This window comes from Neorhizobium sp. JUb45 (assembly GCF_004343585.1).
Lineage (GTDB): Bacteria > Pseudomonadota > Alphaproteobacteria > Rhizobiales > Rhizobiaceae > Neorhizobium.
The window spans coordinates 1-22,554 of the sequence record NZ_SLYW01000003.1 but is presented as its reverse complement, the minus strand read 5'-3'; the positions used below and the strand labels follow the sequence as shown (position 1 = coordinate 22,554).

The 22,554-nt window shown below is 59.4% G+C and carries 19 protein-coding genes and 1 pseudogene; 9 read left to right on the top strand and 11 right to left on the bottom strand.

The genetic code is table 11. The features are described 5' to 3' along the window. Positions 1-17 precede the first annotated feature (17 nt). The gene (locus tag EDF70_RS12855) at positions 18-1,460 is read left to right on the top strand and encodes an aspartate ammonia-lyase (RefSeq protein ID WP_132273872.1); all 1,443 of its coding nucleotides are present in this window, start codon (positions 18-20) and stop codon (positions 1,458-1,460) included. On the opposite strand, the gene EDF70_RS12850 is transcribed toward EDF70_RS12855, so the two are convergent. The 5 genes from EDF70_RS12850 to EDF70_RS12830 all read right to left on the bottom strand — a co-directional run bounded on the left by EDF70_RS12850 (position 1,432) and on the right by EDF70_RS12830 (position 6,880). Continuing rightward, positions 1,432-2,145, bottom strand: coding sequence for a FadR/GntR family transcriptional regulator (locus EDF70_RS12850; protein ID WP_132273869.1), 714 nt, complete (start codon positions 2,143-2,145; stop codon positions 1,432-1,434). The genes EDF70_RS12855 and EDF70_RS12850 overlap by 29 nt on opposite strands. 182 nt (positions 2,146-2,327) lie before the next feature. After that, positions 2,328-3,635, bottom strand: coding sequence for a citrate:proton symporter (locus tag EDF70_RS12845; protein WP_132273866.1), 1,308 nt, complete (start codon positions 3,633-3,635; stop codon positions 2,328-2,330). A 102-nt stretch (positions 3,636-3,737) separates the two neighbouring features. After that, positions 3,738-4,697, bottom strand: a complete 960-nt coding sequence (locus EDF70_RS12840) for a tripartite tricarboxylate transporter substrate-binding protein (RefSeq protein ID WP_132273864.1) — start codon at positions 4,695-4,697, stop codon at positions 3,738-3,740. A 61-nt stretch (positions 4,698-4,758) separates the two neighbouring features. After that, positions 4,759-6,216: a sensor histidine kinase gene (locus EDF70_RS12835; RefSeq protein WP_165932018.1), complete on the bottom strand. Its 1,458-nt coding sequence runs from the start codon at positions 6,214-6,216 to the stop codon at positions 4,759-4,761. After that, positions 6,203-6,880: a response regulator gene (locus EDF70_RS12830; protein ID WP_132273859.1), complete on the bottom strand. Its 678-nt coding sequence runs from the start codon at positions 6,878-6,880 to the stop codon at positions 6,203-6,205. Before EDF70_RS12830 ends, EDF70_RS12835 begins: the two co-directional genes overlap by 14 nt. Before the next feature lie 307 nt (positions 6,881-7,187). Between EDF70_RS12830 and EDF70_RS12825 the strand changes: the two genes are divergently transcribed. The 4 genes from EDF70_RS12825 to EDF70_RS12810 are packed head-to-tail and all read left to right on the top strand — an operon-like array spanning position 7,188 to position 10,903. Further along, positions 7,188-8,093: a Fe(3+) dicitrate ABC transporter substrate-binding protein gene (locus tag EDF70_RS12825; protein ID WP_132273856.1), complete on the top strand. Its 906-nt coding sequence runs from the start codon at positions 7,188-7,190 to the stop codon at positions 8,091-8,093. A gap of 18 nt (positions 8,094-8,111) precedes the next feature. Then, entirely contained in the window at positions 8,112-9,125 is a 1,014-nt protein-coding gene (locus EDF70_RS12820) for an iron chelate uptake ABC transporter family permease subunit (RefSeq protein WP_207908249.1), read from the top strand. Further along, positions 9,122-10,087, top strand: coding sequence for an iron chelate uptake ABC transporter family permease subunit (locus tag EDF70_RS12815; RefSeq protein WP_132273854.1), 966 nt, complete (start codon positions 9,122-9,124; stop codon positions 10,085-10,087). Before EDF70_RS12820 ends, EDF70_RS12815 begins: the two co-directional genes overlap by 4 nt. Next, entirely contained in the window at positions 10,088-10,903 is an 816-nt protein-coding gene (locus tag EDF70_RS12810) for an ATP-binding cassette domain-containing protein (RefSeq protein WP_132273851.1), read from the top strand. Between the two features lie 135 nt (positions 10,904-11,038). Here EDF70_RS12810 and EDF70_RS12805 read toward each other — a convergent pair whose 3' ends face one another. Then, positions 11,039-14,170: a bifunctional diguanylate cyclase/phosphodiesterase gene (locus tag EDF70_RS12805; protein ID WP_132273848.1), complete on the bottom strand. Its 3,132-nt coding sequence runs from the start codon at positions 14,168-14,170 to the stop codon at positions 11,039-11,041. 189 nt (positions 14,171-14,359) lie between these two features. Further along, complete coding sequence (locus EDF70_RS12800) at positions 14,360-15,742, bottom strand: EAL domain-containing protein (protein WP_245519196.1); 1,383 nt, start codon at positions 15,740-15,742, stop codon at positions 14,360-14,362. 882 nt (positions 15,743-16,624) lie between these two features. Here EDF70_RS12800 and EDF70_RS12795 point away from each other — a divergent pair. After that, positions 16,625-16,867: a hypothetical protein gene (locus tag EDF70_RS12795; RefSeq protein ID WP_132273845.1), complete on the top strand. Its 243-nt coding sequence runs from the start codon at positions 16,625-16,627 to the stop codon at positions 16,865-16,867. Positions 16,868-16,895: 28 nt separating this feature from the next. Here the strand turns inward: EDF70_RS12795 and EDF70_RS12790 are convergent, their stop codons facing one another. The 3 genes from EDF70_RS12790 to EDF70_RS12780 all read right to left on the bottom strand — a co-directional run bounded on the left by EDF70_RS12790 (position 16,896) and on the right by EDF70_RS12780 (position 20,470). Continuing rightward, complete coding sequence (locus EDF70_RS12790; protein ID WP_132273843.1) at positions 16,896-17,858, bottom strand: LysR substrate-binding domain-containing protein; 963 nt, start codon at positions 17,856-17,858, stop codon at positions 16,896-16,898. A gap of 181 nt (positions 17,859-18,039) precedes the next feature. Then, on the bottom strand, positions 18,040-20,070 hold the full coding sequence (locus EDF70_RS12785) for a pyrroloquinoline quinone-dependent dehydrogenase (protein WP_132273840.1): 2,031 nt from the start codon (positions 20,068-20,070) through the stop codon (positions 18,040-18,042). Positions 20,071-20,080: 10 nt separating this feature from the next. After that, positions 20,081-20,470: a glucose dehydrogenase gene (locus tag EDF70_RS12780; protein WP_132273837.1), complete on the bottom strand. Its 390-nt coding sequence runs from the start codon at positions 20,468-20,470 to the stop codon at positions 20,081-20,083. A 246-nt stretch (positions 20,471-20,716) separates the two neighbouring features. Here EDF70_RS12780 and pqqA point away from each other — a divergent pair, with 246 nt between their 5' ends. The 3 genes and pseudogenes from pqqA (at position 20,717) to EDF70_RS12770 (ending at position 22,011) form a co-directional block, all read left to right on the top strand. Beyond that, positions 20,717-20,812 (top strand): pyrroloquinoline quinone precursor peptide PqqA, encoded by a 96-nt coding sequence (gene pqqA / locus EDF70_RS12775; protein ID WP_132273835.1) that lies wholly within the window; start codon positions 20,717-20,719, stop codon positions 20,810-20,812. An 18-nt stretch (positions 20,813-20,830) separates the two neighbouring features. Continuing rightward, a pseudogene (locus EDF70_RS30710) lies at positions 20,831-20,991 on the top strand (pyrroloquinoline quinone biosynthesis protein B); the annotation flags it as partial. 84 nt (positions 20,992-21,075) lie between these two features. Further along, on the top strand, positions 21,076-22,011 hold the full coding sequence (locus tag EDF70_RS12770) for a LysR substrate-binding domain-containing protein (RefSeq protein WP_132273833.1): 936 nt from the start codon (positions 21,076-21,078) through the stop codon (positions 22,009-22,011). A gap of 52 nt (positions 22,012-22,063) precedes the next feature. On the opposite strand, the gene EDF70_RS12765 is transcribed toward EDF70_RS12770, so the two are convergent. Then, positions 22,064-22,554 (bottom strand): TetR/AcrR family transcriptional regulator (locus EDF70_RS12765; RefSeq protein WP_132273831.1); only part of this gene is annotated, 491 nt, incomplete at its 5' end.

Genomic DNA, 22,554 nt, shown 5'->3' with positions numbered 1-22,554 from the left:
TTTAAATAGGGTGGAGGATGCCGGAGATGGCAACACGCATTGAGAAGGACCTGCTGGGTCCGAAGGAAATTCCACAGGATGCCTATTGGGGTGTCCATACGGCGAGGGCGGTCGACAACTTTCCGATCACCGGCATCACGGTCAGCCGGTATGCGCATGTCATTCGCGGATTGGCCTATGTGAAGGAAGCGGCGGCCGAGGCCAATCATGAACTCGGTTTTCTCGATGAAGCGCGCCGCGATGCTATCGTGGCCGCATGCCGGGAGATTCGGGCAGGCGCCTTGCACGATCAGTTCGTGGTCGATGTCATTCAGGGCGGGGCCGGCACATCCACCAACATGAACGCCAACGAAGTCATCGCCAACCGTGCTCTCGAGCTGCTTGGTCACGCCAAGGGTGACTACGGCCACCTTCATCCGAACGACCACGTCAACCTCAGCCAATCCACCAACGACGCCTATCCGACAGCCATCAATGTTGGCACGATCGAAGCCATCGATCAGCTGGCAGCGTCGATGGAATTCCTGCAGGCGGCTTTCGAGCGCAAGGCAAAGGAATTCGATGCCATCCTGAAGGTCGGCCGCACGCAGCTGCAGGATGCCGTACCGATGACGCTTGGTCAGGAGTTTCGCGTGTTTGCGGTGATGCTTGGTGAGGACCGGGCGCGTCTGCTGGAATCCGCAGCGCTGCTGCACGAGATCAACCTCGGCGCAACTGCGATCGGCACGGGCCTCAACGCCCCTGCAGGCTACGCGGCGCTGGCCTGCCAGCACCTCGTCCGCCTGACAGGCCGTCCGCTTACCACTGCGGCCGACCTCATCGAGGCCACGCAGGATCCGGGCGCATTCGTGCATCTCTCCGGTGTTCTGAAGCGGGTCGCCGTAAAGCTCTCCAAGACCTGCAATGACCTGCGTCTCTTGTCATCCGGCCCGCGCGCCGGCATCGGTGAGATCAACCTGCCGCCAATGCAGGCGGGATCCAGCATCATGCCGGGCAAGGTCAATCCGGTGATCCCCGAAGTTGTCAATCAGGTGGCATTCTCGGTGATCGGCAATGACATCACCATCACGATGGCGGCTGAAGCCGGTCAGCTTCAGCTCAACGCATTCGAACCGGTGATCGTGCGCTCTCTTAGCGACAGCATTGCCCATCTCGATTCGGCCTGCCGGATACTCGCAGAACGCTGCGTCGATGGCATCACGGCCAATCCGGGCATCATGGCCCTGCGTCTGGAGCAGTCGCTCGGCCTAGCAACCGCACTCAATCCGCTGATCGGTTATTATGCCGCCACCGAGGTTGCCCGCGAGGCGCTCGCAACCGGTCGAACGATTGTCGAGGTTGTGCTTGAACGCGGTTATCTGACCGTCGAGCAGCTGGACAAGGCTTTGCGTCCGGAAGTTCTGGCCAATGTTCAGCCGTCTGTAGAGAAGCTCAACGAAGCGTCTGGTTTGCCCCGATAATATCGGTCACAACCTGCTTGACCTGCCCCAGATGAATTTCCATGGCTCGCGAGGCATCCTCTTGCGAGCCTGCATCGACGGCGATGGCAATGGCCCGATGCTCGCGATTGGAGGCCAGACGGCGGCTGGCCATCATGTTGACCAGTTCCGATTGCTGCATCAGGGCATCGCGGGCGTCGGTGACGATCTTTTCGAAGACGGCATTGCCGGATGCTTTTGCCAGCAGCATGTGAAATTCCGAATCGAGCGTGACCCACCGGTGCGGGTCTTCCTCGGCGTCCATGTCGTCGCACAGTTGCAACATGCTGCTTGCCTGCTGCGCGCTGCGGCGCAGTGCGGCCCAGCCGGCGGCAGGCACTTCGATGAACGGGCGGGCCTCGATGAGGTCGCGCGCGGAATACCCGCTATAGCTGAGATTGGCTGAAGGCGCCGACGTGGTCACGAACGTGCCGCTGCCGGTGCGTGTTTGCGTCATGCCGAGTGTCTGCAGGGATCGCAGCGCCTCGCGGATGACCGGACGGCTTACGCCATAACTTTTTGCGAGATGCGTTTCGGATGGCAGGCGTGTGCCGACCTCGATACGGCCGGAGACAATTGCAGAGCGCAATTCATCGAATACCGCCTCAGCCGCGTTCTTGCGGCTGATCGGGCTATTTTCCGACAACCAGTCAGCCATTTCATTCATGTCCGCAAACTGTCCGATGGCCGGACGGTTGTCAATTGCCGAGGGCTGGCAGGCTTGTGGTAAAGCGGCGTGATGATCATTGGCGAAGCCGCGCTGATTACTTCGAGGGCATGACCGAAGACCTGCATCCGGCGATGCCTCCGCATCTCAAGAGACATCGCCGTCCTGATGCAGGAATGCGCTCAGAAGATAGGCACTGCGCCGGTTACAACCGCACCGAACAGCATGATCAGCGCCAGAAGGGCTGCCCATTTGAGCGTGAAGCGCTGGTGCGCGCCGAATTCCACTTTTGACAGGCCTGTCAGAACATAGGCGGCCGGCACAAGTGGGCTTAGCATATGCACCGGCTGGCCGATGAGCGATGCACGGGCGATGACTTCCGGCGGGATGTCGTAAGCGGCGGCGGCGTGAGCGAGCACGGGCACGACGCCGAAGTAGAAGGCATCATTCGACAGGAAGAAGGTGAATGGCCCGCTCAGCAGTGCGGTGATCAGCGGAATATATTCGCCGGCAGCGGTGGGGATGACGTTGACGACGCTTTCGGCAAGCGCCGTGGTCATGCCGGTGCCCGACAGGATGCCGGTGAAGACACCGGCGCCAAACACCACCGATACGACCATCAGCACGCTGCCCGCATGCGCCTCGATACGCTCGCGTTGTGCGTTGATACCCGGAAAATTGACGGTCAGGGCAATGGCGAACCCGACCATGAAAATCAGGCCGAGCGGCAGGACGTCCATGACGAGCAGCACGAGAATGGCGACTGTGAGCAAGCCGTTGAAAAGCTGCAGCATCGGCGTGCGCGAGACCACGGCCTGCATGGCCGCGTCGGCAGCATTGCGGGCCTCTTCCTCGGCTTCGCCATTCATGGTGATCACACCAAGCCGGCGGCGCTCCTTGAGGCCCAGATAGGCGGCAATCAGAATGGCTGAAATGCAGGTGAGAATGATGGCCGGCACGAGGGGCAGAAAGACCTGGCTGGCATCGACCTTCAGGGACGCCATGACGCGGGCGGTGGGGCCGCCCCAGGGGGCGATGTTGATGATGGCATTCGGCAGAACCGTGACCGCCGGCAGGATCAGCGGGTTGATACCCATGCGGCGATGAAGCGGCATCATGGCGCTGACCACCAGCAGGAATGTCGTCGAGCCGTCACCGTCGAGTGAAATCACCGTCGACAGGATCGCGGTGCCGACGATGATGCGCAGCGGATCACCGTGACAGATGCGGACCACCACCCGGATCAGCGGATCGAACAGTCCAAGATCGATCATCAGTCCGAAATAGAGAATGGCGAAAAGCAGGAGAACGGCGGTCGGAGCAATTCCCTTGACGCCTGCCATGGCCATCTCCGGGATCTGCGGTCCAAAGCCGCCGATGATGGCGAATGCGATCGGAACGGTAATGAGGGCGATCAATGCCGACATGCGGTTGGTCATGATGAGCGCCATAAAGGTTGCGATCATCGAATAAGCAAGAACTGTAAGCAAAAGACCTCCTGTGGCATCCACCAAGGCAGGTGGATACTCGGTTGCTTTCGTTGGATTTGGGGGCGGTGTCGACGCGATGGCCGACGATGGATGCAGGTGAGGCTAGAGTGGCTCCCGCTCTTTGGCCGCAGATGCCGCGTGCTCGCGAACGAATTTTATGAGTTCATCACCGATGAGGGGGGACGGTTGCAGATAATTGTCGGCAAGCAGGTTCTGATAAGCCGGCTGCGCCAAGGCCTTCCTGAAGGCATCCGCCCAGAACGCGTAATCCGCGTCGCTGACATCCGACCCCATATAAACACCGCGAACAACCGGCCAGACGATATCGAACCCCTGTTCCCGCGCGGTTGGAACGCCGCTCAGTTTCCCTTCGAGCCGATCCCTGGCGTAAACGGCAAGCAGGCGCACCGGCTGCCCCCGGTCGATCCGCTTCTGCGTTGTCGCCGCATCGTTCATGCAGACCTGCACATGGCCGCCGACCAGTGCCGCCATACAGTCTCCACCGCCTTCGAAGGCGACAAAACGCATGGTGCGGATATCGGCTCCCGCCAGCTTGGCGAGGCTGGCGGCACGCATCCAGTCGCGGCCATTGATCGTGCCCGAGCCGCCGATCGCGATCGATCGGGGCGCGGCCCTGATGGCCTCGACGAGATCCGGCAACGTGCGCCACGGCGCCTGATCTTGAACGGCAACGGCGCCATAATCGACACCCAGCACGGCCAACCATCTGACATCGGTCCAGTCATGCGGACCGAATTTGCCACGGGCAATGTTGAAGAGCGAGCCTTCGGAAAACGCCACGAGGCTGCCCGGCTCTGCTCGGCGCGTGCTGGTGAAAACGTTGAATGCGATGGCGCCGACACCGCCTGGCATGCGCTCGAGCACTATCGGCTGTGGCAGGTCGCCTGTCGCCGCAATGGCTTCTTTCGCAAGCTCGCATGTCAGCTGAAAGGCACCATCCGGTTCCGATGGCACAATGCAGACCGGATTGGCGGGGGCCGCGACGGCAAGGCTCGAACAGAGCAGGGCGGCGGCCAGGATGATAAGGTATCTTATGCTCACCGCCCCCTCCCAAAGAACGTCGATCTGAACAAGTTTGGGCACGGATAACGCATCATGGCTGTCAGGAAGCTGTCAATGTGCGGTTTTTTGCCGCAGTTGCCGGTGACGGAAGTGTGAGCGCCGCTTCCAGTCCGCCCTCTGTCCGGTTGCGGAGCGTGAGGGCACCGCCATGCGCCTGTGCGACCTCGACGACCACGGCCAGGCCGAGGCCGGCGCCCTCGCGATGATGGGCCGGGTCGAGATGGCGCTCGCCGATCCTGTCGATCATCTCCTGGCTCATGCCCGGCCCCTGATCGATCAGGGTGATGCGGAGGAGACCATCTGAAGGCTCAAGCAGGAAGGTAATGTTTCCCTGCTTGGGAGAATGGCGAATCGCATTGTCGAGAAGGTTGCTAAGCGCTTCGAATATGAGGATTTCAGAGCCGTTTGCGTAAACGTCCTGGTCGGGAAGATCGAGGTCGAGGTCAACGCGTTGCCGGCGCGCATCCGCCAGCCGCATACGCGCGAGTTCCGTCAGCAATGCCTTGATATCGACCGGCCTGTGCGTGTCCGGAGCGGTGTCGCTGGCGAAATTGCGGATGCGCGCCATCGTCAGGAAATGCGTTGTGGTGCGCGATGCGCGCTCGACGATTTTGCGCATGGCCTGAAGAACGGAGATCCTTTCCTCGGCGGCGCTGGTGTGAAGCGCGTAATCAATCTGCGTTCGCAGGACGGCGATCGGTGTTCTCAACTGGTGGGAGGCGTCATCCAGCAGATGCCGCTGTGCTTCGGCCTGCGCCGTGTGGCGACCCAGCAGCCGATTGAATGTATCGACCAGCGGACGGATTTCGCGTGGAAGTGCTGAAGCATCCACGGGTGAAAGGTCGTTCGGATCGCGCCGTTCGAACCCGGCCCTCAAGGCAGATAGCGGTGACAGGGCGCGGGTGAGGCCGGCAAGCAGAAGAATGATGACGGCGAAGACGCAGGCAAGGTTCAAGGCAGCCGTGCTCTTGATGATCTCGAACCGGAACGCGTCACGCGATTGCATGCTTTCGGCAACCTGCAGGACGATCGTCTGCGGTTCCGCCGCGCCATACAAAGGCTGTTTCAGCTTCCGTTTGAAAATTCCCATGCGGATCGGCGCGCCAAGGAATTCGTCATTGTAGAAATGAAAGCCGGTGCCGGAAAAATCCCGAGGGCGCGGCAGAAAACTGTCGCCGATCTCCACCATTCCGTCTTCGGTCGCGACACGGAAATAAACGGCGCCGGACGCGGTCGCCTCGAAAGCCTCGAACAGCGGGTAGGGCAGTTCCACGCCGATGCCGCCGCTCTCGGTGGAAATGTTGAGATCGATGGCGCGCAGGGCACCGGCAATAGACCTGTCATAGGCGCTATCGGCAAGGTTGGTCGCTGTCGAACCTGTGATGAAGGCCGTTCCGGCAACGAGAGCAACGAGTGCAGGCGCAACCCACATCGTCACGGTGAACAGCAGAGACCGTCCAGCCGATCTTGCCTCTGCCTTTATCTTACCCCTGGCCATCGAGCGCCTCGAGAAAATATCCAAGGCCCCGGAGCGTAATGATGCGGACATCGGAATTTTCGAGGCGCTTTCTCAGGCGATACATCATGACCTCGACGGTCTCCAGCTGCATCTCCTCGTCTGAACTGATGAGGCGGTCGAGAATCTGCTGTTTGGAAATCGGCTCGCCGACGCGCTGGATCAGGATGGTGAGCACCGCGTGTTCGCGCGCGCTCAGCGCCAGACGCGTTCCGTTGAGCAGAAAAAGCTGTTGCGACTGGTTGAAGCTCAGCGAACCGCAATCGTAAACGCCTCGCCCGTGCCCGCGGCTGCGCCGCACCAATGCGACGAGACGTGCTTCCAATTCTTCCACCGAGAAGGGTTTTGCCAGAAAATCGTCTGCGCCGGCATGAAGCAGGGCGATCCGGTCGGGCAGGTCATCCTTGGCGGTGATGATGATCAATGGCGTTGCATCGCCACGGTCACGCATCTTGTCGAGCAGTCGCGCGCCGCCGAGCATGGGCAGGTTCAGATCGAGGATGATGGCGTCGAAGGTTTCGGCGGCGATGCGGCGATCCGCCTGCATGCCGTCCTCTTCCCATTCCACGAACAGCCCACGCTGCTGCAACGAGCGCTGTAACCAGAGCGCCAGATCCTTGTCGTCTTCGACCAGCAAAAGCCGCAAGCCGCTGTTTCCTCTCATAGAACGTCGCGTCCATGTTCAACCGGTTGACGATCTCGTAAAAGCCGCGCGGTTCGGTGGTCTGCAGGAGATCGCATCAAGAGACGCACGATGTCCCTGAAAAAGGCAAGTGGATGCAACACCGCCGCCGGGATATCTCGACTTTACGGCGCCAAACTGTCGGCAGGCTGACAGAGCCTGTGGGAATGTCGTCGCAGCCGGTTTGCAGCTCCGGTTAAAGTTGACGATTATACGCCAGTTTCATAGGTCGGGTGCGGGAGGAATTTGTTGCTTAATCAGGAGACTTCCGTTGAAGCGCATTCTGGCCTGCCTGGCTCTTGGCCTTTCTCTGATCGCACCGGTCGCTTTTGCCGCACCGATTACGGTCAATGACGGCACCAACACGATCACGATCCCTGACGTTCCAAAGCGTATCGTCGTCCTCGAATTCTCCTTCGCAGATGCTCTGGCTGCGGTCAGTGTCGCGCCTGTCGGTGTTGCCGATGACAAGGATGCCAAGCGCCTGCCGCAGGCAGTGCGCGATATCATCGGCACCTGGACGTCTGTCGGCACCCGCGGCCAGCCGAGCATCGAGGCGATTGCCGGTCTCAAGCCTGACCTTATCATTGCCGATCTCGACCGGCACGCCTCCGTCTACAAGGAATTGAGCGCCATTGCGCCGACGCTTCTGCTGTCTTCGCGTGGCGAAGATTATCAGGGCAGCCTGAAATCTGCGGCACTGATCGCACAGGCAGTGGGCAAGGCGCCGGAAATGGAAGCGCGTCTTGTCAAGCACAAGGAACTGATGGCCGGCATCGCCGCCCAGATGCCCAAGGGTATCTCGATCCTGTTCGGTGCGGCCCGCGAAGACAGCTTTTCCGTCCATGGCCCGGAATCCTATGCCGGCAGCGTGCTGATCAGCCTCGGTGCAACCGTGCCGACCATGCGCGACAAGGGTGCTCCGACCGAATTTGCAGGCATCGAACAGCTGTTGAGCCTCGATCCGGAATGGCTGTTCGTCGGCAACTACCGCCATCCCAACATCGTCGACAAGTGGAGCAAGGAAGACCTGTGGAGCGTGTTGCGTGCCTCCAAGGACAAGGTCGTCGCCGTCGATTCCAATGTCTGGGCGCGCAATCGCGGCATTCTTTCGGCGGAAAAGATCGCGAGCGATACGCTGGCGATCATGCAGGGCAAGTTCACGCCCGTCGAATGATGCTTGAGGTGTAAGGCAATGTCGATGCCGATCCCATGCGCTGATCGCCGCCTCGTTTCCATCGGGGCGGCCATTCTGTTGGTCGTCGGGCTGTTCTGGTGGTCGCTGTCGGCTTTCTCGACATTCGCGATCAGCCCGGCCGACGCGTGGGCCGGTGTCTTCAACGGCGGGCAGGGTGCCGGAACATCAGCACGGATCGTTGCGCATATCCGTTTGCCACGCGCTTTGGCGGCGGCGTTGATCGGTGGCACGCTGGCGCTGTGTGGCCTGCTGATGCAGGGCATCACGCGCAACAGGCTGGCATCGCCGACGCTGCTCGGCGTCACCGGCGGGGCAAGCCTCGGGCTCGCCTTCGTGACGACCGGCCTGATTGCCCTGCCTTTTGGGCACGATGCGCTGATCGCCACCATTCTCGGCGGTGCCTTTGCCTGGGTTCTCGTTTTTCTGCTCGGTACAGCCTGGTCCATGGATGCCTCCAAAGGACGGCTCATTCTGGCCGGCATTACGGTTGCTGCGCTCTGCGGCGGGCTCACAAGGCTGCTCGTGCTTCTGGCTGAGGAGAGGGCGCTGGGCATGCTGAACTGGCTGGCGGGGTCGCTGTCCAATATCCGCTTCCCCGAAGTGCAGATCATGGCCGTGGTGTTCGTTGCCGGACTGTTTCTGGCCAGTGTCGTCGCGTCGCGCCTCAACCTCGTCAATCTCGGTAATGAGACGGCGCATGCGCTTGGCGTGCGGCTGAAACTGCTGCGGGCAATCGTTTTTGTCGCCGGCTGCATCATGACCGGTGCAACGGTCGCTGTCGCCGGGCCTATCGGCTTTATCGGCCTGATGGCGCCGAATATCGCACGGCTCTTCGTCGGCGCCGATTACCGGCCACTCGTTCCGATGACCGCTGCCGTCGGGGCAATCCTGTTGCTGGCTGCCGATATCGCTGGCCGGGCCGTGGCATTTCCAGCCGAGACGCCGGCAGGCGCTGTCGCGGCGCTGATCGGCGCTCCTTTCTTCCTGCTGATGGCGCGGGGGCAGAGATGATGCGCGCGGTGCCGGTGATTGCCACTCTGATACTCCTGCTCGCAGCGTCTTCTCTCGCCGCGCTTTGTATCGGCGTAACGATGATCTCGCCGCTTGCTGCCGTCAAAATGGCGTGGTTGCACGACGCTGCGGATTTTGTGATCTGGCAGCATCGTCTGCCGCGCAGTCTGATCGCCATCCTCATCGGCGCAGCACTTGGTACCGCCGGCACGCTTATACAGGGCGTCATCCGCAATCCGCTGGCTTCGCCGGATATTCTGGGTGTCACCCAGGGCGCGGGTCTGGCCGTAACGGTGGTGTTGTTGCTCGTACAGTCAGGCGCGCAGGGCTGGTTGCCGTTGATCGCCTGCCTTGGCGGCGCCGGCGGTGCCTTGCTGCTGACGGCCTATAACAGTGGAATGGCGTTTTCCCCGGTTCGCTTCGCCTTGTCGGGCGTCGCCGTTTCCCTGACCTTTGCCAGCGTCACGGAATTCCTGCTGCTGACCTATCCGGTGGAAATCAACACCGCGCTTCTCGCACTGACCGGCAGCCTCTGGGCACGCGGCTGGACACATCTTGCGCCATCGCTGCTGCTCGTTCCGCTGATCGGTGCGGGGTTTCTCCTGGCCAAGCCGCTTGATCTCATCGGGCTGGGAGATGAAGCGGCGACGGGCTTGGGCGTAGGGTTGAGGCCTGTGCGATTGTTTGCCATTGCGCTTTCTGTTCTGCTGACCGGCATCTCGGTGTCGGTTATCGGCCCGGTCACCTTCGTGGGGCTAATGGCGCCGCATCTTGCCCGACGGCTGGTCGGCGGCGCGCATCTGACGCTGATCCCGACCGCGGCACTTGCCGGTGCCATCATCGTCGTGCTCGCCGACACACTCGGCCGCGGTCTTGCGCCGCCGATGGAAATACCCGTCGGCGTTCTGACGGCAGTGATCGGCGCGCCTTATTTCCTCTGGCTCCTGTTCCGGATTCGATAGATGCAGATTTCAAACAATCATTCACAAGACCGGTTGGAGCAGAACCCCGCCATCTCCGTCGTTGATCTGACGCTGCGATATGGCTCCGTCCCGATCATCGAAAATCTGTCGCTCGATTTTCCGAAAGGCGCCTTCACCGCGCTTATCGGTCCCAATGGCTGCGGAAAATCGACGCTTCTGAAAAGCCTGACGCGGATATTGCCTCCCGTGACGGGGAGCATTGCAATCGACGGAATACCCATGGGCGATTACAGCGCCAAGGCGCTGGCCCGAAACATTGCATTCCTGCCGCAGGTTCTGCCGGTTCCCGACGGGATTACCGTGCGCCAGCTGGTCGCCTATGGCCGCAGTCCTCATAATGATATCTGGGGTCGTCTGGGTGGCGGCGACACAGCCGCCATCGAGGCGGCACTTGCACAGCTGGAGGTGACCGAACTCGCTGACCGCTATGTCGCGGATCTCTCGGGCGGCCAGCGCCAGCGGGTGTGGATCGCCATGATCGTCGCGCAGCAGACGCCGATCATCCTGCTTGACGAGCCGACGACCTTTCTCGACATCAACCATCAGGTCGAGGTTCTGCGCTTTGCGCGCAGTCTGGCAGCGCAGGGCAAGACGGTGGTCGCCGTCCTGCACGATCTCAATCAGGCCTTTCGTTATGCGGACAACATTGCGGTGATGAAGGGCGGCAAGCTGGTGGCCTCCGGTCGTCCCGATGCGGTTGCCCGACCTGAGCTTCTGCATGACGTGTTTTCAATCGATTGCTCGATCATCAAGGATCCCGAATCCGCAACCCCAATGCTCGTCATCAAGGATTAGCGGCGCGCGAGACGTCGTTGATCTGGCTCGATATGTGTGCCCGCACCGAAGAGAAAAAGCTTGCGATAAACATCCGCAGGCCTTTGCTGTGCCTCGGATTTTACGGCGTGCAGCAAGCCATGAAGTTGCAGTCCCTTAGGCAGATTTTTTCGGAAGCAGAGCCGGAACATCTTCGGCCGAGCGCGGCGGCGTCGACAGGAAAGCATGCAGCTTCGCATTTCGATCAAGCCACAGGCTCAGACGCTTGCGGGCATCCGACGAAGAGTGGCCGCCATCGGCAACATCGAGAGCCGCCTCGATCTTGGCGATTTCCTTCAGGCTCTCATGCTTTTGCCGCTCAAGGCTGGCCCTGGTCCGGTCGTCGATGAGAACGTAGTCCACCGGCCAGGATTCGCGACCGCTTGTCGCGTCCTCGCCGACAAGCTGACCTGCGACGACGATGCGAACGCCGATTTTCTTGAGTGCCTCGAGTTCTGCTCGCAGATTGGGGATATCGAAGGACCCGATGCTCTTGTCCACGCGGATCTCAAGTCGGTTTGCCGGCAGGCCGGTTTCACGCAGCGCCAGCTTGACGGCGCGGGGGAGGTCTCCGCTCATGAACTGCACCGGCGAAACCGCGACCGACACGGTAATCAGCGGCCAGTCCAGCGCCGCATTGCAGGCTGTGCGCAATGTCCAGTCGCCCAGCGGTACGATAAGCCCGCTCACTTCCGCCAGAGGAAGGAAGTGTTCGGCGGTCAGGTTGCCGCGTTCCGGATGATCCCATTCGACCTGGGTTTCGACAGCGTCAAGAACGCCATCATCCGCTCTGAAGCGTGGCTGGAAGAACAGCCGGAACTGATTGGCTTTGATGCCGAACTGCATCTCATGCGAGAGATGGCGATCCTCTTCCTTTCTCTGATCATCGGGATCGGAGAAGAAGCTGTACGTGCCCTTCTGGCCGCCTTTCGAGCGATAGAGGGCGACGTCGGCAAAGCGTAGAAGCTCATCCTCTGTTCGCGCGTCGTGCGGGGCCTGGGCAATGCCGATGGAAAGCCCCACGGTCAGGCTGCTGCTGTCGTGGCGGATCGGATCCTTCACCACGCTGATAAGCCGGGTTGCAAGCGCTGCAGCCTCTTCACGGGTAAGATCAGGCGCCGCGACGACGAACTCGTCCCCACCGACTCGCGCGACGATCTGATCTGCCTCCAGCGTCAGCTTCAGCCGTGCCGCAATCTCGCGAAGCACGTGGTCGCCGACATGATGGCCAAAGGTGTCGTTGATCGGTTTGAAATGGTCGAGGTCGAGGTAAAGAAGCGAGAGTTTCGCGTCGATCGCCTGAAGGCTCTTGCGCATGAAATCGGCAAGACCCATGCGGTTCGGCAACCCCGTCAGGCCGTCATGCAGAACTTCCTGCCGTGCCTTCGAAAGATCAGCTGCAAGCGCCACATCGGCGGTGATGTCGGTGGCGATCTTGACGATCTTGAACGGCTTGCCGTTGAGATCGAGGATCGGATTGTAGGAGGCCTGTATCCAGACCTCTCTTCCATCCTTGCCGGTCCGGCGGAACTTGGACGAGAGGAAGGTCCCGTCGCGCAGGTTCTTCCAGAACAGCCGATATTGTTCGCTTTCGACAAAGCTCGGCTCGACCAGAATGCTGTGATGCTGGCCGACGATTTCGTCGAGTGCATAGCCCATCGCATCGAGAAAGTTGTCATTGGCGTCGAGTACGATGCCGTCCATATCGAAGGTGACGACGCATTGCGAACGGCTGATCGCCGCAATCTGGCCTTCGTGGTCGCCCTGACGGAGCTTTTCTGCGGTGACGTCGACGGCATTCTTGACGATCTTGAACACCCGGCCGTTCATGTCGAAGATCGGGTTGTAGCTGGCCTGCAGCCAGACTTCGGCGCCATTGCGGCAGATGCGTTTGAACTCGCCGCTTTGGTGCTCGCCGGCACCAAGGCGGCGCCAGAATTCCTGATAGTCGGCACTGTCTCTTTCTTCGGCCGGTACGAACATCCGGTGATGCTGGCCGCGGACCTCGGACAGACGGTAGCCGGTGAGGGTGAGAAAGTTGTCGTTGGCGTCGATGATCGTGCCATCGAGTGCAAAGGATATGACGCTCTGCGACTTGTGCATGGCGGCAATCTGGCCCTGATGATCCGCTTGGCGCAATTTTTCGCGGGTGATCACCGTTGCATATTTGACGACCTTGAACGGATTGCCATACTGATCAAATACGGGATTGTAGGTCGCCTGCAACCATACATCGCGGCCCGATTTGCCGATACGCCTGAACTCACCCGACCGATGGCGCCCGTCCGCCAGATCGCTCCAGAATACTTCGTATTCCAGTCCATGGGCATAGGAGGGGTCAACGAACATGCGGTGGTGGCGCCCGGAAATTTCTTCCATGCTGTAGCCGACGGCCTGCAGGAAATTATCGTTCGCATCCAGGATCGTGCCGTCCATGTCGAAGGTGACGACGCTCTGGGACTTGTGAATGGCCGCAATCTGGCCTTCGTAGTCCGCATGGTTGAGCTTTTCCGCTGTCACGTCGGTTGCGTATTTGACGACCTTGAAAGGCTGGCCGTCGCCATCAAGGACAGGACTGTAGGTGGCGCGCAGCCAGACCGGGCGCCCACCCTTGCCAAGCCGACGAAACTCTCCGGCATTGTAACGGCCTTCACCGAGCGCCTGCCAGAAGTTCTGATATTCTGCCGATGCGGCCTCTTCCTCATCGACAAATATGCTGTGATGACGACCGATGATATCGGCGAGGCTATATCCCATAGCCTGCAGAAAACGCTGATTGGCATCGATGACCGTGCCGTTAAGGGCGAAATGGATGACCGCCTGCGAGGTGTTGATCGCGGCGATCTGACCGCCTTCATCCGCCAAACGTCGCGCCTGTTCGGTAATGTCGCGCATCAAGATGACGACCTCTTGCACATTGCCGGTCGCATCCTTTACCGGATGGAAAAAGGCCTCCACGATGAGCTCGGCCCCATCGCGCCGGACAGCTCTGATATCGCCTCTTAATTCGATGCCGTCCTCAAGCACCTGGCGGATTGCATCTTCGGTTTTCGGATCGGCCTCTGAAGGGAGGAATATGCTTCGGTTGCGTCCGGCAAGATCCCAGGCGCGGTAATCGAACAATGCCAGAAACAGCATGTTGGTGCGCAAGATCGTTCCGTCGGCGGAAATCGCGACGCGTGCCATAGCTTGCTCGAAAGCCGCAATATCACCTTGTGTGGAAACGTCGTCAGTGACCTGCTGAAGCATTGAAGCGCCTTGATTATGGATGACGGCACGTGCGTGGTGCTGTCATCAGAGCTGTCATCCCCCCACGAAATGACATTTGGCAAAATTAGCGATCAACATTGTAGAATACGTAAATACCAATGCGTTCGTTTGCCGATGAGATGTAAATCATGTGGATTGATCTACGGTGGCCAATAGCCGGATAGCCCATTACCGTGCTGCGGCATGATTTGATTGTCCGGTTGCAAGCACCAGCTTGCGGGCGTCTGCTGCGCCGAGCGGTTTCGAGATGTGGTAGCCTTGCACAAAACGTCCGCCGAGTTCACGAACCTGATCCATCTCCCCGGCAGTTTCGACACCCTCGATGATACATTCGAGATTTAAATCATCCGCCATCCTGATGAGAGATTTGACGATTTTCGCGCTTGCAGGGTCACGGTCGATGCCGGTGACAAAGCTGCGGTCGATCTTGATTTTCGTCAGCGGCATCGAATGAAGATGCGTCAGGCTGGAATATCCGGTGCCAAAGTCATCCAGAGACACGCCGACACCTGCCGATATGAATGCCTGCGCAACCGTTTGGGCGCGCATGAGATCTGTCAAAATCGCAGTTTCGGTAATTTCCAGATCGATGCGAGTAGGTGTGATGCCGCTATTGCCGATGATCGCCAGAAGGCGCATGGCGTGTTCGCTGGAGGAAAGATCTCTGGCCGAGAGATTGAACGAAAGCCGGATATTGTCTGGCCATGTCTGTGCTTCATGCAGGGCTTTCGTGAGAAGCAGACGACTGAGATGGTTGATGTATCCCAGCCGTTCTGCCGCTGGAATGAATTCCGCCGGAGATACAAAGCCAAGCACGGGGTGCTGCCACCGGGCCAGCGCTTCGAACGCCGTGACCGACTGCTGCTGAATGTCGAAAATCGGCTGGAAGTTCAGTGCGATGTCACGATCGATGGACCTATCACGCAATGCCTGCTCGATGATCATGACCCGCGACAGGCTACGGTGATGTTCATCTGAAAATGCGACGGCAGTGCCCGGAGCGTCGCGTTTTGCCTGATAAAGGGCAAAGTCAGCATGCTCATACAGATGATTTGCAGCATCGTCACAAAGGTCGCTGCTTGCAATGCCGACGGAGGCGCCGATCTGAACGATTATATTGGCAATCGAAAACGGTTCCCGGCAGGCTTCACAGATCTCCTCGGCAAGTTCCTGAGCCGCGGCGTGATTTTTTGCCAAGAGTAAAAATGCAAATTCGTCGCCGCCGAGGCGGGCCACAAGTGCCTTGCCGCGGCAGATATGCGAAAGGCGAAAAGCCAGCTGAACCAGGAGTTCGTCGCCGATCCGATGCCCGTAGGCATCATTGACCGGCTTAAAACCGTCCAGATCGATGATGCCGACATGGATAGGATCATCCTGCGCTTGGCTGGCGGCAATCGCTTCATCCAGTTTGCCAAAGAAAAACCGACGGTTTGCAAGGCTTGTCAGGCTGTCGACATTGGCCAGCTTCTTGTTCTCGTCGCTCAGAGCCTGCGTCTGCTTCTGTTCCTCGATCAGATCCAGTTCGCGCTTTTCCAGCGCATTCTTTTTCATCTCCAGTTCCCTGCGAGAGACAATCAGGTTGGTGAAATCCCGATATTGCACCCACAGGACCATCAGCATCGCCAGCGAAACGAGACCGACATCGACGGCCATCGCGATGAAAATGTCATTCCCGGTCATCCCGAAATAGGCGATGAACACGATGTTGACGACGAGAGTGACGGCGATCGCGGCAGACAGGAGGTGGGTCAGACAGAAAATGCAGCCAATGACCGTGATGCCCATATAGAACGCCACATGGCTTTGCATGAAACTGTCGCCGTAAGGTGCAAGCGCTACGCCCCAAGTGGCGAATACGGCTGCAAGCACCCAGGCAATCCGGTTTGTCCGACGCAGATCGGCGATGGCCCTTGTCGGATCCGTTTCCGTGCGGCCAGCTCGATACCACCACTGAAGAAGCCGCATGCTGCAAACGACAGTCATCAACGTGGGAACGGCAATCGTCAGGAAAGCCGGAGCAACGTGCATATGCGTGATGGCCACGCCCCATGTATTTACCAGAAGGATAAAATACATGAGCGGGATCTGCTTGGAGAGCGCCGCTTTTTGGGCGACTGCAAGGGTGGGATCGTCACCCCTCACGCGAAAGAGGGTCAGGATCGAATTGATCATACCTGGGCACGCTGTCTGATATTCAATTTCATATTCATGCGCAGAGTGATTTCATATCCCTCCGAAGAGCCCTCAGTCTTTCATGTTCCGCTTAATTTATCGGAAGCTTGCATAATTAAGTGAGTGTGAATTGTTGCTGTTTTAGCGTTAAAAAATTCATTTAAGCAATGGAATTTCCAAGAAAACAAAGCGTTACTTGGTTCGGATCGACTAATTCCTTTGGTGTAAATTACTCAGTGTCAGATAAAACAAGAATATCCCATGGTGGTATTCAGCGCCAATGTCCTCCACGTCACCGGTCACGACGATCAGGCAGGCAAGGCCCACATGGTCGATCTGTTTCCGCAGGCATCCGCCGATGTCCGGCGCATACCGTCACTGCCGACGATGCGACATTGCCATGGCCTGTTGGAAATGAGTTCGAGAGCGGCAACCAGCAGCCTTGCCATTGGATCAGCTGCTGCAATCGGGTTGGATTTCGATTCCTCTCCTGTTGAAGCCTGAAAGCTCCCAGCATCCTCCGCGATACGGATCAGGCCTTGTGCACATCAGGCGCCTGGATCGAGATGCCCGCTGAGCACAGCAGCGTCTTCACCTCATCCTGCTGAACCAGCGCTTCTGCTGAGAGCCAGTCTATGAATGTTCGCACGGGCCGGCGCGACAGGTGGCGGCTGGGGCAGACGATCCAGTAGGCACGTACCGGAATGGCGGAGAACACGGCTGACAGCGGAACGAGGTCTCCGCGTTTCAATTCTTCATGGGCAAGGGTCGCGCTTTCCAGGATGAGGCCGCCGCCCTGCCTGCCGACCTCGATGGACATCGACGACCGCTCCAGATGGTACGAATAGGCCATTGCGACATGTTCGATCGGGTTGAATTCCAGCCACTGATCCCAGCGCACATAGGCCTTGATACTGTCGACAAGCCTTGCATTCTGAAGCTGGACGATCGGATCCGATGAGATTTTCGCCAGTCTGTCCCGGTATGCCGGTGAACACATCGGAACCACGTAATCCGTCAGCAAATGCTCCACATGGACACCGTCCCAATTGCCGCGGCCATAGCGGATATCGAGATCGACGATCTCGTTGGCAAAATCGGTAAAGTTCGGCGTGCCGTCGACACGGATATGCCAGTCGGGGTGGCTGTCGACGAACGAGGCGAGCCGGGGCGCCAGCCATTTTTCGCCAACTGATGGGCTGACGCGGATGCTGAGGCCGAGATTTTCACGCTGACGCACGATCGCGCCATGCACATCCTTGATCGATTGCAGCGCGCGCGTGGTCGTCTGGTAGAGACGTTCCCCGTCGATGGTCAGCGACAGGACCTGTTTGGAGCGCGTGAAAAGCTTCACGCCCAGTTGCTGCTCCAGAAGCCTGATCTGCTGGCTCACCGCTGACGGGGAAACCTGCAATTCCTCGGCCGCGCGTGTGACGCCGCCAAGGCGGGCGACAGCCTCGAAATATTGTGTAGCGTTCAGGTTCAGTGACTTCATGGGCTTTTGCAGGTTTGACAAAACCGAAGTCTGTACATGTGATGTCACCCATAAAACAGGTCTATTGCGGCGCCGGCCAAGGAAGTTCTTGATCGCCGGCCAACTCTCGCAATCCGATTGCGAGGTTTTCTGTCGGTCCTGACAAGACAAAGGGGCCGGATGGCCCGGCCCCTTTGCAATCTTATTTGGGCAGTCGGTAAGCCACGAGTGCGTCGCCGCGACCGGTTTCCATGAAGGCATGACCCGATGCTGCGATCAGCACATACTGCTGGCCGTCCACCTCATAGGTGATCGGGTTTGCCTGGCCGCCGGCGGGAAGAACGTCCTGCCAGAGAACTTCACCCGTCTTCACGTCGATGGCGCGGAACAGATTGTCCGTGGCCGCACCGATGAAGATCAGGCCGCCTGCGGTGATGACGGAGCCACCATTGTTCGGCAGGCCGATCGTGAACGGCAGGTAGGACGGAATACCGAACGGACCGTTGCGGCGGGCGGTGCCCAGCGGTTCATCCCACAGGGTCTCGCCGGTCTTCATGTCGACGGCGCGGATGCCGCCGTAAGGAGGTGCCGAGCAGGGAACGCCGGTGCCCCAGTTACGCCATCCCGAATTGACCTTGATCGCATAGGGCGCGTTGATCTGCGGATAGATCGACGCGCCGCCTTCGCCGCCGGTCGACTTCGGTGCCGGCGCATCGGTCTTTGGCGCATAGATCGGGCGTACGCCCATCTTATCTGCTTCCGGACGTTCGATGAGCTGGTTGAGGTTCGGGATGTCGTTGTAGTTGGCGATGAGGACGCCGTTGACCGGGTCGATGGCAACCGAACCCCAGTCGGAGCCGCCGTTGTAGCCGGGATACTGGATCCATGGCTTGTCGGCCGAAGGCGGCGTCAGGTAGCCTTCGTAATTGGCGCTGCGGAACTGGATGCGGCACATCATCTGGTCGATCGGCGTGAAACCCCACATGTCCGATTCGACCAGCGGCTCCTTGCGCAGCGTATGCCAAAGCGAAGTCGGCTGGCTGTCTGCAATGTAATCCGGTTCTACGGATCCGCCCTTCTGGCCCTTGGCTTCACCGATCGGAATGAGCGGCTTGCCGGTCGCACGGTCAAGAATATAGATATCGCCCTGCTTGGTCGGCAGGAGGATGGCCGGAACCGGCTTTCCGTCCGCGCCGGGGAAGTCAATCAGTGTGCCTTGGCTGCCGAGGTCGTAGTCCCAGACATCGTGGTGGATGGTCTGGAAGTGCCATACGACATCGCCGGTGGCCGCATTGAGTGCGACAAGCGAGGTGGAGAATTCGTTTTCGTAATCCTTGCGGTTCGATCCGTAATAGTCGATCGAGGAATTGCCCGTCGGGATGTAAACATAGCCGAGTTTCTCATCGGCGACGCCAGCCGCCCAGTTGTTCGGCGTGCCACGCGTATAGGTCTCGCCTTCGGCAGGACCATTCTTGTTTGCCGGGTTGCCCATGTCCCAGGCCCATGCAAGCTGGCCGGTGACGGCATTGAAGCCACGCATGACGCCCGATGGCGCATCTTCATCCTGGCCGTCCTTGACCTGTGCACCGGTGACGACGACGCCACGCACGACGGTCGGCGGCGCGGTCACTGCATACCAGCCGGGTACGCGCTTGCCGATACCGTTCCACAGATCGACCTGGCCGCCGGTGCCGAAATCCTGGCAAGGCTGACCGGTCTTCAGATCGACCGCGATCAGGCGGGCATCGAGTGTCGCTTCGATGACGCGCGTCTTGCAGGCGGCGTCTTCGGCAAGCTCCGGCGCGGTATAGGTGGCAATGCCGCGGCAGGCGGCGGCGTGCGGGATAGCCGCATCCGGAACGCCCGGATCATAACGCCAGTTTTCCTTGCCCGTCGCCGCATCGGCGGAAACCAGAATGTTCTTGGCCGAGCACATGATAAGCGAACGGCCAATCTTGAGCGGCGTCGTCTCGGGCGAGTAACGGGCCTTGGGGCTTGGAACGTCACCGGTATGCAGAACGAAGGCGCGCTCGAGCTTGCCGACGTTTTCCGGTGTGATCTGGGAGAGGGGGCTGTAGCGGCTGGCGTTCTCGTCGCCGCCGTAGAACGGCCAATCGGCACCGACTGGCGGCTGGGGTGCTGCCGGCTTTACAGCCGTTTCCTGGGCAAGCGCCGTGCCTGCCAATGCCGTCGCCATCGCAGCCGCGAGGCTGACGCGGAGTAAGTTCGTCATGGGAAGTTCCTTAGGTTCGGCGGGGACGCAGGGCTGGGAGGATTGCGAGAAGCAACACCAGAACGACAGTCGGTGCGACAAGGCGCGGGATCTGAGCCCAGAAGTTAAAGCCTACTTCCCAGAATGCCCAGATGAGGGTCAGGACCCAGACGACAAGATAGAGCTTCAGCGCGGCCATGCGCTGCTGCAGCACGAGGTAGGCCGTCGCAAGCAGGCCAGCGCCTGCCAAGCCATAATACCAGCTTCCACCGAGCCAGATCAGCCAAAGTCCGCCGCCGAACAGCACGATGCCGAACAGTGCGAGAACGATCGAGAGAAGTATCGCGGCAATGCGCCAGGCGCCGCCACGACGCGCGGCAGCGGGCCCGTCCGCAAATGCGGCGTTCCGAGTGAGTGTCATAATGACTTCCGTAGCTTGATAAAAATTTAAAGCTCGGGCCCAAGCTTGGCTTTGCCTATTTTGCCTGCGACAATCTGTCAAAGAAAAGACGACCATACGGCTGTTAGTATTTCTTCACGAGTGTGTAGTCCTGCTAAAATGCGTTTCGCCAATCGGTGCGCTACTGGACCTGTGTCAAAATGTCCTTCAATTGTCCGAGCCTGCCCTCGGCGCAAGCGAGGGACAGCCAAAACAGGAGACATTGACATGAAATGGAACGCCCCGAAGTTCGTCGAAGTCAGCTGCGGCATGGAAATCAACCGCTATGCACAGCCGGACGGCGACGAACCCGTCCTGTTCTGATCTGAAAGGCACGGGATCATGACGGGTATTCGTTTTTTTTCCGTGCCTGATGTTGCCGCCGGCGGCGGATTGCCACAGCGGAATTGCAATTGTTCCAGCTGCGCCGCCGCCCGCGATCCTGCTGCGAAACGTCGCCGCGGATACAGTCGTCGCACTCCGTTAGCTCGGATGGTGAGAACCGGGCAGTCTCAGGAGCGGTCGATTGAATTGAACTTCAAATGGCATTATTGCATCTGGACGTGAATGCCATTCAGGCCTGATTGATGTCAATTCTTCCCGTGTCCTCTTTGCAAACGTTCGAGGCGGTTGCGCGCAACCGTTCGTTTCGAGTGGCGGCGGAGGAGCTGTCGATCTCCGCCTCCGCTGTCAGCCACGCCATCCGCAAGCTCGAGGACCTGATCGGATCGGCCCTCTTCGAGCGTCACGGGCGGGTAATAGAACTGACATCAACCGGGCAATCGCTGTATTCCCGTGTCGGCCGTGCGTTTGACGACCTGCGCGAAGGGATGGAACTGGCCGACGGACGTGCATCCAATCTTTTGCGGCTGCATTGCGCGCCGGGAATGGCGGCTCAATGGCTGACACCGCGGTTGACGCGGCTTGCAAAAGACCTGCCTGAACTGGAGATCCGGTTATCGTCATCGTCGCTATCCTACCGGTTTCATGGCGACGATATGGATATCGATATTTCTTACGGGCCACCGAAGGGCGAGGGCCTGATCAGCATTCCGCTTGGCCTCGAAACTGTCTGTCCGCTTTGTACGCCGGAAATCGCAAGCCGCATCCGGTTGGTATCAGATCTTCTCGATTACGACCTCATAGACAGCGAACTGAAGCGCGTTCAATGGGAGGATTGGTTTGCCGCAAACGGCCTCAGCGGACCGGCCAGAAGAAGCTTCAGGTTCGAACGCAGCTACATGTCGATTTCTGCAGCCGTTAACGGTCTCGGGGTTGCGCTGGAATCGCTTCGGCTCGTTGAGCGAGAGCTCGAAAGCGGTCAACTTGTTGCGCTCTTGCAGGGCAAGTCGAGCGATATCCAGTATCACGGTCACTATCTCGTGGTGCCGTCCAGCAGCAAGTCGAGACGCTCAGTGCGCCAATTCTGCGCATGGCTGACAAACGAACTCGGGCTGCCAAATCCGCTCGACAATGGCGACGCAGCCACGGCGGCGGCAAGATTGGAGATGTCGGCAGGCTGATAGCCCTGCGGGCGCGACGCGTGGCCAGCGGAGCGGGATCTCGGTCGTCCGCTCAGGAGCCAGCCCCTGAACAGAAGAGCTTGCCGCAAACATCCGCCAGCCGCTGCCGTTCTGCTTCATCGGCATCAATCCGGCCGAACTGATCGAGAATGCCGACCAACAGTTTGGCGATTTCTTCGGCGGTGATGTCCTTGCGGAAGATTCTGTGGACTTGCTCCTTTCGGATATTGTCAGCAACCCAGTCGACCATCTGCTGTTTCGTCACCGAGCAGCCTGGAGGATGGAAAAAGCCGATCTCCGTCAAGGAGCGATCGCTGGCCATAAAATCCAGAAACCTCCGAAAACTTACCGCAACCCGCTCTTCAAGCTCGGCCTTCTGAGTATCGGGGGCGATCAGGTTTGATAGCGTAACGAACCGCAGACTCTCCCGGAACTCCTCTACCAGGGTCTCATAAGTCGACTCCTTGGAATCGAAATAAAGATAGAAAGACGGTTGGCTCAACCCTGCCTCGGCGACGATGTCGCTGACCTTGGTGCCGTGGA